The 12,587-nt window shown below is 60.5% G+C and carries 8 protein-coding genes; 4 read left to right on the top strand and 4 right to left on the bottom strand.

What is annotated here, in order from left to right:
- The first annotated feature begins 28 nt into the window (after positions 1-28).
- Both ACP7EG_RS23345 and ACP7EG_RS23340 read left to right on the top strand, forming a co-directional pair.
- A complete protein-coding gene (locus ACP7EG_RS23345) occupies positions 29-697 on the top strand; it encodes an SDR family oxidoreductase (protein ID WP_426089496.1) in 669 nt (222 codons plus the stop codon).
- Positions 698-735: 38 nt separating this feature from the next.
- On the top strand, positions 736-1,863 hold the full coding sequence (locus ACP7EG_RS23340; RefSeq protein WP_426089495.1) for an acyl-CoA dehydrogenase family protein: 1,128 nt from the start codon (positions 736-738) through the stop codon (positions 1,861-1,863).
- A gap of 457 nt (positions 1,864-2,320) precedes the next feature.
- On the opposite strand, the gene ACP7EG_RS23335 is transcribed toward ACP7EG_RS23340, so the two are convergent.
- The 4 genes from ACP7EG_RS23335 to ACP7EG_RS23320 all read right to left on the bottom strand — a co-directional run bounded on the left by ACP7EG_RS23335 (position 2,321) and on the right by ACP7EG_RS23320 (position 9,241).
- Complete coding sequence (locus ACP7EG_RS23335; protein WP_116742783.1) at positions 2,321-3,214, bottom strand: YihY/virulence factor BrkB family protein; 894 nt, start codon at positions 3,212-3,214, stop codon at positions 2,321-2,323.
- 85 nt (positions 3,215-3,299) lie between these two features.
- A complete protein-coding gene (locus tag ACP7EG_RS23330; protein ID WP_426089494.1) occupies positions 3,300-4,379 on the bottom strand; it encodes a S66 peptidase family protein in 1,080 nt (359 codons plus the stop codon).
- 89 nt (positions 4,380-4,468) lie between these two features.
- Positions 4,469-7,222: a TonB-dependent receptor gene (locus ACP7EG_RS23325; RefSeq protein WP_426089493.1), complete on the bottom strand. Its 2,754-nt coding sequence runs from the start codon at positions 7,220-7,222 to the stop codon at positions 4,469-4,471.
- 216 nt (positions 7,223-7,438) lie between these two features.
- On the bottom strand, positions 7,439-9,241 hold the full coding sequence (locus ACP7EG_RS23320; RefSeq protein ID WP_426089628.1) for an ABC transporter substrate-binding protein: 1,803 nt from the start codon (positions 9,239-9,241) through the stop codon (positions 7,439-7,441).
- 217 nt (positions 9,242-9,458) lie between these two features.
- Here ACP7EG_RS23320 and ACP7EG_RS23315 point away from each other — a divergent pair, with 217 nt between their 5' ends.
- Both ACP7EG_RS23315 and dacB read left to right on the top strand, forming a co-directional pair.
- A complete protein-coding gene (locus ACP7EG_RS23315; RefSeq protein WP_096232693.1) occupies positions 9,459-10,697 on the top strand; it encodes a nucleoside recognition domain-containing protein in 1,239 nt (412 codons plus the stop codon).
- Positions 10,698-10,705: 8 nt separating this feature from the next.
- Positions 10,706-12,208: a D-alanyl-D-alanine carboxypeptidase/D-alanyl-D-alanine endopeptidase gene (gene dacB, locus ACP7EG_RS23310; RefSeq protein ID WP_426089492.1), complete on the top strand. Its 1,503-nt coding sequence runs from the start codon at positions 10,706-10,708 to the stop codon at positions 12,206-12,208.
- Positions 12,209-12,587 lie beyond the last annotated feature (379 nt).

Genomic DNA, 12,587 nt, shown 5'->3' with positions numbered 1-12,587 from the left:
TTTTCATTGATTACTCAGGGAGAAAAACATGCCTACCGCATTGATCATCGGCGCCTCGCGCGGCATCGGCCACGCAATCGTCCGTCAATACCGCCACGCTGGCTGGCGTGTCATCGCCACGGCGCGCACGCCGGACGCTTGCGATGCCCTCAGGCAACTGGGTGCGGAAGCGCATCAGCTCGACGTGACGGATGTGGAAGGCTGTGCCGCCCTGGGCTGGAAGCTCGACGATGAAAAGCTCGACGTGGCCATCCTCAACGCGGGCGTGTATGGCCCCCGTCATGATGGCTCCCCCACGCAAGAAGATTTCGATGCCGTCATGCACACGAACGTGCTGGCGGCCATGCGGCTGCTGCCGATGCTGGCGCCACTGGTGGCGTCTGCAAAAGGCAAGCTGGCAGTGCTGTCCTCGCACATGGGCTCCCTGAGCGAGCGGGGCAACCCCAGCGGTTCGCTGTACCGCGCCAGCAAGGCCGCCTTGAATTCCGTGCTGATCGACACGGCCCTCGTGCATGGCCCGCAAGGCGTCAGCTGCGTGGCCTTCCACCCGGGCTGGGTGCGCACGGACATGGGCGGCGCCGGCGCGGATATTTCCCCGGAAGAAAGCGCAGCCGGCATCCGCGCCACGCTGGCCAGCCTGCCGGCCACGGACAAGGCCGTGTTCCGCAATTACGATGGCAAGCCCATCGCCTGGTAATTCCCGCATCCACGATAAAAATATACGAGACGACGTCCATGATACTCAATGAAGAACAATCGATGATCCAGGAAGCGTTGCGCAGTTTTTCGCGCGAGCGCCTGGCGCCCAATGCGGCCCGCTGGGACAAGGAACATCATTTCCCCAAGGAAGAATTGCAGGAACTGGCCGCGCTGGGCGCCTTTGGCGTGGCCGTGCCGGAAGCGCTCGGTGGCGCTGGCCTCGACTACGTGTCGCTGGCCTTGGTGCTGGAAGAAATCGCTGCCGGTGATGGCGGCACGTCGACCATCATTTCCGTGAATAATTGCCCCGTGTGCAGCATCGCCATGATGTACGCCAACGATGCGCAAAAGGAGCAATGGCTGCGACCGCTGGCACAAGGCGCCATGCTGGGGGCATTTTGCCTGACGGAACCGCACACGGGCAGCGACGCCTCGGCCCTGCGCACCACGGCCACGCGCGACGGCAATGATTACGTCATCAACGGCACGAAACAGTTCATTACCAGCGGCAAGTATGCAGACGTCGCCATCGTCATGGCCGTCACCGACAAGGCGGCCGGCAAGCGCGGCATCAGCGCCTTCTGGGTGCCGACGAACACACCTGGCTACATCGTGGCGGGACTGGAACAGAAGATGGGCCAGCATTCGTCGGACACGGCGCAAATCCTGTTCGACAATTGCCGCATCCCGGCGGAAAATTTAATAGGCGAAGAAGGACAAGGCTACAAGATCGCCCTGTCCGGCCTGGAAGGCGGACGCATCGGCATCGCTTCACAAGCCGTGGGCATGGCGCGCGCCGCGTATGAAGCGGCCCTGCAGTACGCGCGCGAACGCGAAAGTTTCGGCAAACCCATTTATGAACACCAGGCCGTGCAATTCCGCCTGGCCGACATGGCCACGCAAATCGAAGCGGCGCGCCAGCTGATCCGCCACGCGGCGTCGATGAAAGATGCGGGCCTGCCCTGCCTGAAGGAAGCGGCCATGGCCAAGCTGTTTGCGTCGGAAATGGCGGAAAAAGTATGCTCGGACGCCATCCAGGTGCACGGCGGCTACGGTTATGTATCCGACTTCCCCGTCGAACGCATCTACCGCGACGTACGCGTGTGCCAGATTTATGAGGGCACCAGCGATATTCAGAAGATACTCATCGCCAGAGCGTTATAAAAGCAGTCGAAGTCTCGGCGCTTTTAGAAACCGTAGCGAGCAAGCCCGATATCGGATTGAGTAACGCAGCCGTACTTCGGTACGGCGAGTAACGCCGATTCGATAGCGGGCTGCGCAGTAGGTTTATAAACGCGCCCACCAGACGAAAAAAAAGCCCGCTAGCGCGGGCTTCGTTCCAATGTATTACCAATGCTTTAATCGTGTCATGGACGCCAGTGCTATCTGCAAAGTGCCTCCTGATTTTCGGACTCCCATGCTATCTGCATGGTGACTCCAAGGTGTAAATCGACCATCGTATCCGGAATTACAAAATCCACTCTTCGCTCTGTCACGCCATCGACATTACACCTGTCGGTCGCCGCGCTGAAACTGGATGGTGAGATGATTTGCTGCCAAATCTCAATCACTGAACGGAGTATAGCACAGCCTTTTGTGCAACGCAACAACCTTTTTTAAATCAAGTCCTTAGCGCCAGCGGCTTGTCCTCTTCGCCGCCACGGGCCACTCTTTCATATTCGGAAATCACTTGCGCGCCCAGCAGCAGCAGGGTGGCGCCGATTTCCAGGCTGAACATGACGACGATGGCCGTCGTCATCGAGCCATACACGACGTTGACCTGCGACAAGGTGGAAAAATACCAGACCAGCACGTGGCGGGCGATTTCCCACAACAGGGCCGCCGTCACGCCGCCGATCAGCGCATGCGTGATCGACAAGCGCCCCACGGGCATGACCAGGTAAATCGAGCTGAGCACGAGGATTTCGCCGCCCAGCCCCAACAGATACAGCAGCACGCCGGACACGCCTTCCAGCCCCCAGTCGTGGCGCAAGAAGCGCACGCTTTCCTCGCCCATCACCTGCAGGCCGCCCGCCACCAGGGTAATGAGCAGGATGCCCACGCCCAGGCACAGGATGTAGCAATACGGCAGCACGGCGGAAATGAGGAAATGGCGGCGGCGGATGGCGACGCGGTGAATGAAAATCACGCTCATGGCGTTTTCCAGCACGGTAAACGCCAGCGAGCTGAAAAACAGCATGGTCAGCAGCAGCAGCCAGCCGATCACGCCCCGGTTGTCGAGAAAATGCGCGATCTCGCCCACGATGGCCTTCGATTGTCCCGGCACCAGCCATTCCAGGTAATGGCCTATGGTTTGCAACAATTCATCCTGCGCGATCACGTGCGACAGGGCCACCACCACCAGCATCAGCAGGGGCACGATGGACAGCAGCGAGTAGTACGCGACGGCACCCGCCAGCAGCAAGCCCTGGTTGGCGCGAAATCCCTTCAGCACCTGCAGCACGAAGGCCAGCGGATGGCTGAGGATATAGGTACTGGCGTGGCGGTTGATCATGTCGGGTGCGGTGAAGAAGTCGGCGCGGCCTCGTGCCACGCCTTATCACACTAGCATACTGACAATCGCCCTGCTGCACCGTGCGCTAGCAGACGGCCGGCTCCAGCAAGGTCAAGGTTTGCCGGTCCGCATCCAGGGTCGCCAAAATGCCCATCGGTAGCGTGAACTGGTGGCGGATGTGGCCAAACGAATAGCCGCTGACGGCCGGCACGCGTAAAGGCTGCAAATGCTGGTCCAGGGTTGCATCGAGGCTCAGCGCAGTGTCGCCCTCGGCCGCCTCGCAATGCTCGAAAATGCCCAGCATCAAGGCCGCAGCCTTGTTGAACCCCACGGACAGGTCGAGCTGGCATAACATCCTGTCGATGCGATACGGCACTTCATTGATTTCTTCGAGGAAAAGGATGTGTTCGCGGAAATCAGCCGCATACGGCGTGCCGGCCAGCGCGCTGACCATGCACAGGTTGCCGCCCGTCAAGCGTCCCGTCGCCTGGCCGCCATGCACGGTGCGAATGGCGAAATTCGGCTGCGTCTGCGCGCGGCGGTGATTCTCCAGTGCCATGGGGATCGTGTAACTGTCTTGCGGCGTCATCAGCACATTGCGCAGCTGCGTCACCGTGTAGTCGGAAAACGTGGACGAAGCCACGGGACCGTGGAAGGTCACCAGGCCCGTCTGACTGGCGATGGCCAAGTGCAGGGCCGTGATGTCGGAATAGCCGATCAGCACTTTCGGGTTGGCGCGGATCAAGGCATAGTCGAGCAGCGCCAGCAGCGAAATGCAGCCGGAGCCGCCACGGATGGCCCAGATCGCCTTGACGTCCGGGTCGCGGAACGCCGCGTGCAGGTCGTCGAGACGCTGCTGCACCGTGCCCGCATAGTTACCGTGCACGGCGCGGATGTTGGTGCCCATGCTGGCGCGCAAACCCAGCGATTCGATATTGCGCTGGGCCTTGGCGATGGCGTCCTCATCCGTAAAACCGCCCGGTGCGATGATGGCGACCAGGTCGCCGTCGCGCAAGCGCGCCGGTTTGATCAATGCGTGTGGCTGTTGCATGCGTTTGCCCTTCCCTTGTGCGGCCGCCGCCCACGCCGGTGTGCCTGCCGCCCCTAAGGTCGCGGCCAGCAAGCCGCCAAAGCGGCGCCGGCTGAGATTGGTCTGACTGGACATGCGGCCCTTTCCTGAAATAAAAAACGGCGACGCCAGGCGCCGCCGCACGAGGTTAGCATGCCGACAGGATCGCCGCCGGCAGCGCTGCCTTACAGGAACTTGTACTTCAGCTGGAAAGTGAAGGCGCGGCCACGCGGGTCGGCCACGCGCGGATCCCAGCCGGCACCCACCACTTCATCCACGTTGTGCGCGGTGAACGGTGGATCGCGGTCGAACAGGTTCTGGATGCCCAGGGTCAAGGTGGTATTCTTGAAGCCCGTGTACGTGCCCGACAAGTTATACGTGGTGTAGCTGGACACATCGGTCTTGAAGCCCGGCGGCGGCGTGCCCTTGCCGTCATTCGGTACCTGGTCCTTGTAGCCGGAAGCAAAACTCTGGATCAGCAAGCCACTCCAGTCGCCGCGCGAGACGCCGAAGCTGGCATTGTGTTTCCAACGCAAATACAAATCACGCGTATAGAAATTGCCCACCAGCTCCTTGTATTCTTGCCCCTTGTATTCGGCAAACTTGAAGCTGTCCATATACGTGCCGTCCAGGGTCGCCGTCCATTTCGCGTCATTGACCTTGCCTTCGCCGCGCAAGCTCACGTCCAGGCCGCGCACGCGGCTGCCGCCCGCATTGAACCAGCCCGCCTGTACGTAATCGATGACGCCATCAGATTTGCGGAAAATATACTGGTTCAGCGCCTGGTAATTGGCCAGCACGACTTGCGGCGTGCGTTTCAGGAGCTGGTCCTGGGTATTGATGGCCCAGTAATCGAACGAGGCGGAATAACCCTTCACCGGTTCGATGACGATGCCGACGCTGCCCTGCTTCGACGTCTCCGGCTTCAGATTCAGGTTGCCGCCCGTCGTGTAGCTGAGACGATCGATGCTGCAATATTCCTTCACGCCGGGATGCTTGATACAGCCTTCCGGATCTTTCACACCATTCGGCAATTCCTGCGTCAATACACCTGAATAAAGCTGGTCGAAACTCGGTGCCAGGAAGCCCTTGCTGGCCGAGGCGCGGAACAGGATGAAGTCGGCAGGCTGGTAACGCAAGGCAATCTTCGGATTCGTGGTGGCACCCACCTGGCTGTAATCATCACGACGCACGGCCAGCTGCATTTCCAGGTCTTTCATGATCGGCACCAGCAACTCGGCATACACGGCCTTGACGTTGCGGCTGACATCCTTCAATGCGGCATTTCCTGGTGCCAACAGAATCAGGTTGGCATCGACATCCTGTCCGAAACTGTAGCCCTCGCGGCGCAAATCAAAACCGGCCGCCATCGCCACAGCGCCAGCCGGCAGCTGGAACAGTTCGCCCGAAACGGAACCGTCTATCTGCGTCAGTGTCGTCTTGCCATGCTGGAAGGCGCCACGGAACTTGGTCGACTCAATCAATTGCCTGGCCGCTTCCGTCTGGCTCTGGCCCGCGCCCACCCACGGATTGATGATCCCTGTCCCCAGGGCCGCGTACAACTTGTCCGTGTAGGAATAGCCATCGGTCAGCTTGGTCTTGGTGGTGCTCTGTGCGTAGGAAACGCCGGTTTTGTAATCCCACTTGCCGAAGTTGCCTTCAAAACCCAGCAGTACGCGCGCATTGTCGGTGGTGTTTTCCTGCGTGCGGTTGCCCACGTCATTCGCGCGCCATTTGTAGGCAATCGGCTTGGTCTTGTCGAACGACGGGATGTAGGCCGACAAATCCTGGTAATACGCACCGCCCACGGGGTAGACGGCCTTGTTGGCAATGCTCGTCTGCACCTGCATCGGCGTCAAAATCGCCGTGGCCTTGGTGCGCGAACCGAGCACCTCGACAAACATGCGATGGTCGGGCGCCAGCTTGAAGGTGCCGCGCGACAGGAAATTGGCCCGCTCAACAGGGAATTGCAGCACATAGTCGGCGCCATAGTCGTAGGCGCACGAATACTTGGTGCGCAACGGCGACGTCACGTCTTTCCACAGTGCCGTCTGGTATTGCGACATGCCTGCGACGCTGTCGCACTTGCCCTGGAAGCTCAGGGGATTGGCTTGCAGGTATTGATTCGGGTCGCCAGGCAGCTGGAACGCGGTGCCCAATGCCGTGCCGGCCCCCGCCATCTGGTTGGCAAACGGCGTTCCCGTGGTGTCCGGCGACAGCCCCCGGCCCGGCTGGTAGCCGTTGACGAAGGAGCGGTCGCTGCCGTTCAGGCGCTGCGCCTTGTCGACGGTCAGGCTGGCCATGAGGTTGTAGCCGTCCTCTTCCAGCGAGCCCGTGCCGGCCAGGATGGAAGCGCGGCGCGTGGCGCCGCCGCCCGCTTGCGTGTCGTTGGTGGAAACGGACGCTTCCACGCCGCTGTAATTGGTTTTCAGAATGAAATTGATCACGCCGCCGATGGCGTCCGTGCCGTAGATGGCCGACGCGCCATCCTTGAGGATTTCCACGCGCGAGATTGCACCGAGCGGAATGGAGTTCAAGTCGACCGCGCGGCCACTGGCGCCATGCGTGGCGACGCGGCGGCCGTTCAGCAGCACCAGGGTCGCGCCCGGTCCCAGCCCGCGCAGCGAGGCGAACGAGGCGCCGCCAGCCAGGCGGTCCGCATCGGCGCCAAACACGTTATTGCCCGAAGTCATGTTCTCGGCACCCGTGCCATTCGCCGACAGGGTGCGCACCAGTTGCTCAGCCGTCGTGATGCCCTGCTTTTCCATCTGCTCAAAGCTGATGACTTGCACCGGCAGCGCGCCTTCCTTGGCCACGCGCTTGATGCTGCTGCCCGTCACTTCGACCCGTTGCATCGCTGGCGCCGCCGCTTCCTGTGCCATCACCGGCCCCACTACCCCCATCAATGCCACCAACTGCGCTAGCTTCTTCAATTTCACAGGTCTTCTCCTTGTTGGGCAATCGAAACTTGAGTTCTCAAGTCAGGCTGTTAGATATGTCGCAACGTCTGTCTCGCAGTACATTTTTTTATGACATTTGCGCATGACTTTATTTGTTTTCATTTTCAGAGTAGCGCGATGCATCCGCAGCCAGCCAATGAAAAATGCTTTCCTAACCATAACTTTTTGGAATGAATGCCCTTTTCTGCGACGTGGTCACTTGCCTGCGGGGCGGCCCTTGGTGGGATCGACGTCCAGATAGCGCCAGGACGTGAATTCCACGGGGTGGCGCCTGTAGTTTTTTAGCCACGGTTGCTGCAGGTCGGCAGAGATGGGATGCGTCAGCAACACCCACGGCGTGTAAGCGTGGATCAGCTGAAACAGGTCGAAGTACAGACTGCGTCGGCGCGGCGTATCGGATAGCAGGCGCGCCTCCTCATAGCGTTTATTGTAATCGGGCAAGTTGAAGCGGGCATAGTTGGCGCGGCCAACGTTGCCGCCATACAACAATTGCATAAAGTTATCGCCATCGGGGAAGTCGGCGATCCAGTTGGTCTCGAACATCTGCACCTTGCCCAGGCGTGACGCCTTGATGATCTCCGTCTTCTTGTCGCTTTTAAATGCCACGCGCAGGCCGATGGCGTTCAGGTTGCGGCGCCACAGTTCGTCGCGCAGGCGTCCCACCGTGCTCGGCTCCGTGTGCATGGTGAGCAACAAGGGCGTACCGTCGGGCTGGGTGCGGAAACCATCGACGCCCACCTTGTAGCCGAAGCGGTCCAGCAAGGCGCGCGCCAGCGCCGGGTCGTAGCCGACAGGGCTGCGGTAGTGCTTGTCGTAACCAAGCACATTCGGCGGCAGCGGCGATTGCGCCGGCAAGGCCAGGCCTTTTTTTAATAACGCGATGTCTTCGCGGCTGTTGTAGCTGAGCGCGATGGCGCGCCGCAGGGCCAGCTTGTCCTTGCTCGTACCGCCCAGCACGGGGTCGTCCATATTCATCCACATGTAATACGTTTGCAGCACGGGAAAGCGCGTCAGTTGCAAGCCCTTGGCGGCCAGCGCCGGTTTCAGGGTGCCGTTTTCCAGCACCATGTCCGTCATCGATTCCGGCACTTGCTCCAGGTAATCGAATTCGCCTTTCAGAAAACCCAGCATGCGCGATTGATACTCCTCGACGATGCGCACTTCGATGCGCTCGACCAGCGGTAATTGCTTGCCTTCCAGCGCGCTGGCGATGGCGCGCGCGTCAAGCGGCAAGGCGGCCAGCGCCTTGGCCTCGGTATGGAACACGGTGGGACGGAAAGTCGGATTGGCCTGCAGCACGATCTTGTCGCTGCGCTTCCATTCCTTGACGAGGAACGGCCCCGTGCCCACGGGGTGATTACCGATCTGCCCTGCCGCCGGGTACGCTTCGGCCACTTCGCGCGCCACCACAGCTGTCGCCGGCATGGCCAGGTAAAACAGGAAATTCGGGTCGACGCCGTTCAGGCGGATGCGCAAGGTGTATTTGTCCAGCGCCTGCAAGCCGGCGATCGGCGTGTTGTAGCTGAATTTGGTTTTCAGGGCCGCATCGCCCACCAGCTTGTCTTCCAGCAAGAACAGCCACGGCGACTTCAGGCTGGGGTCATACAACCGCGTCAGGCTGTACACATAATCCTGCGCCGTCACTTCGCGCGGCTGGCCCTTGAAAGCGGGATCGGGGGTGAAGAGAATGCCGGGCTGCAAGTGAAAGATATACGTGCGTCCGCCATCTTCCACGGTCGGCATGCCGCGCGCTGTATTGCCCTGCAGCTGCACGGGACGCGCCAGGTAGTCGTAGCGCAGCAAGGGGTCAAAAATGTTTTCCATCAAATTCAGGCTGGCCAGGTCCGACGCCACGGCCGGGTCCAGGCCCGTCTCGCTGGTGCTCAAAAACAAGTGCAAGGTCTTGTTCGCGCGGGCATCGGTGGCGGCGTGGGCCGGTACAGCGAACAGCGTCAACAGGGCCAGGCCGGCGGCGCAGGCGGTTTTGCGGAAAAACATCATCAGTGATCCAGTGCAGACAAGGGTAACGAACAGCGATAAGCGACAGGCATCCCCCACACTACGCGGGCAAGCGACGGGGCGCCAATGAAAACAGGCTGCCAGCTTATAACTTTTTGGCATGCGATTGCTGCATTCTTTCATCAACTCGTATCGGGCTGCCCCTATACTTTGTTTGCAGACATTTTTCACTCCCGATACACAGAACTGATCGCATATGGCACTTAATTACATCTGGTCCGGCTTTTTCCTCGTTGGCTTCCTGGCCGCAGTGCTGCAGTGGCTGTTTCTCGGCGATACCGATATCTTCAAGCGCATCATCGACGGCACATTCGAAACGGCGCGCATGGGCGTGATGGATATCGCCCTGCCGCTGGCGGGCGTGATGACCTTGTGGCTGGGCATCATGAACATCGGTGAAAAGGCGGGCATCGTCGGCTGGCTGGCGAAAGTCATCGCGCCCTTCTTTTCGCGCATTTTCCCGGAAATTCCGAAAGACCACCCGGCCACGGGCCACATGGTGATGAATTTCTCGGCCAATCTGCTGGGCCTGGACAATGCGGCCACGCCGTTCGGCTTGAAGGCCATGGAAAGCCTGCAAACCTTGAACCCGAACAAGGAAGAGGCGACGAATGCGCAAATCATGTTTTTGGTGCTGCACACCTCGGGCCTGACCCTGATTCCGTTGGCCATCATGGCGCAGCGCTCCATCCTCGGCGCAGCCGACCCGTCCGACATCTTTATCCCCTGCATGATCGCCACCTATGTGGCCACTGTGGTCGGCATCATCACGGTATCCATCAAGCAACGCATCAACCTGCTCAACCGCGTCGTCCTGAGCTGGATGGGCGGCATGACGAGCGCCATCGTTGCCATGATCTGGTATTTCACGCAATATCTGACGAAACAGGAAATCGAGCTGGTGTCCAAGGTGGTCAGCAATCTGGTGTTGATCAGCGTCATTGCCATCTTCATCATCGGCGCCCTGCGCAAGAAGGTGAACGTGTATGACGCCTTCATCGAAGGGGCGAAAGGCGGTATCCAGACCTCGATTACCGTGATTCCCTACCTGGTCGGCATGCTTGTGGCCATCAGCGTGATCCGCAATGCGGGCGTATTCAATTTCCTGATGAGCGGCATGAACTGGTTCTTTGCCAACCTGGGCATCAATACGGACTTCGTGCCGGCCTTGCCGACGGCCATGATGAAGCCGCTCAGCGGCTCCGGCTCGAAAGCCATGATGATCGACGCCATGAACACCTACGGCGTCGACTCGTTCGTCGGCCGGCTGGCCTGCGTCTTCCAGGGCTCGGCCGACACCACTTTCTATATCGTGGCCCTGTACTTCGGTTCCGTCGGCATCCGCAAGACGCGCTATGCCATCACGGCCGGCCTGATCGCCGATTTCGCTGGCGTGGTCACGGCCGTCTTTGTCGCCTACGTCTTTTTCCACTAAGGAGCACCATGTTACGTCCTGTTCTGATGGCTGCGCTGTTGGCGGGTCTTGGCCTGTCGACTGCCCACGCGCAATTGCCCGAATCCGTCAGCCTGCTGCTGCGCAGCGCGAATATTCCCGAAGACGCCATGGGCGCCATCGTCTTGCGTGGCAACGCCACCGTGCTGTCGCACGGCGCCGAGCGCAGCATGCAGCCCGCTTCCACCATGAAGCTGGTGACGACGGCCGTGGGCCTGGAGCAACTGGGTCCCATCTTTCGCGGCCGCACGGAGTTGCGCACCAGCGCCGACGTCATCAATGGCGTACTGAAAGGCGACCTGATCCTGCGCGGCGGCGCCGACACGGATTTCAACGCGGACGTGCTGGCACACATGCTGCAAACCCTGCGTAACCAGGGCATCGTGAAAATCAAAGGCGACCTGATCCTCGACCGCCAGTTGTTCCAGCCAGCCCGGCCCGATATCGGTACGCCGCCCTTCGATGAGTCGGCCGAGTTCCGCTACAACGTCATCCCCGATGCCTTGTTGCTGAACACCAATTTGCTCGATATCAACATGAACTCGACGGACCGGCAATTGAGCATCCTGATGCAGCCGCCGCTGGAGAACGTCAGCATCACCAGCGACATGAAACTGGTTAAGGGCAGCTGTGCCAAATGGGAAGACGGCTGGCGCCCGCCGGAATACCGGCGCGATGCGAGCGGCAAGCTGCAGGTGATACTGCACGGTACCTTCCCACAAAATTGCAGCAAGGCCACCAGCATCAACGTGCTCGACCGCAACGACTATGCAGACCGGCTGTTCCGTGCCACCTGGAAACGCCTGGGTGGCACGATCACAGGGACGGTGCGCGAAGCACCGTTTACGGGCTTGCCGCCGACGGCCGAGCCGGTCGGCACGCGCATGCTGGCCGACCATGTGGCGCGTGCCTTGCCGGAAGTGCTGCGCGATATCAACAAGACCTCCGACAACACCCTGGCCCGCACCTTGTTCCTGAGCCTGGGCAGCTTGCAGAGCGATGGCTGGCTGGGCAGCCGTCCCGTTGCCATGGCGGTGCCGGAAGATACGGCCAATCGGGCGCGACTGGTCATCCAGGAATGGTTCCAGCGGCACCATATCGACACCCAGGGCATGCTGATTGACAACGGTTCCGGCTTGTCGCGCACGGGGCGCATTGCGCCAGCACAATTGGCAGGCGTGCTGCAAGCGATGCAGCAAAGTCCGTGGGCGCCGGAGTTCCAGTCCAGCCTGCCCATCGTCGCACTGGACGGCACCATGCGCAAGCGCCTGCTGAACAGCCCGGCCGCCGCGCGCGCGCGCATCAAGACGGGCACATTAAAGAATGTGGTGGCCATCGCCGGCTATGTGCCTGACGCCAACAACCAGTTATGCGTGGTGGTCGCCATGATCAATAGCGACCTGGTGGGCAATGGCAATGGCCGCGCCGCCGTCGATGCGCTGATCGAGTGGGTCGCCAGGAGCGGCACCACGCCGGTGGTGGCCGGTCAATAAAAGGGATGCAAAGACAGGAAGGCAGCGCGTAGCGCTGCTTTTTTTTCGCCTGTGACATAGGCAGTGGCTGAACAGCCGGGGTCAGTCACTTCGTGATCGGGATGTGCCCCACTGGGGCGCATCCCCCCCGCCTCGCACGTTGGCGATGACTTTTGCGTTGGCGCTATGGACGCTCTGACCGCAGGTCGGTGTAGGTCGGCTTAGCGCTACGCGCGTAAGCCGACAGCCACCACCAGCACCACCACAGCGCCAAACAAAACCACCAGACGAAAAAAAACCCGACCATTGCTGATCGGGTTTTTCTCAAGGAGAAACAGCCGGGGGCTGTTTCACCAAATAACAAGCCTGACGATAACCTACTTTCACACTGGTTGCAGCA

This window comes from Janthinobacterium sp. PSPC1-1 (assembly GCF_049897625.1).
GTDB lineage: Bacteria > Pseudomonadota > Gammaproteobacteria > Burkholderiales > Burkholderiaceae_D > Janthinobacterium > Janthinobacterium tructae.
This window is presented reverse-complemented; position numbering and strand designations above follow the sequence as displayed.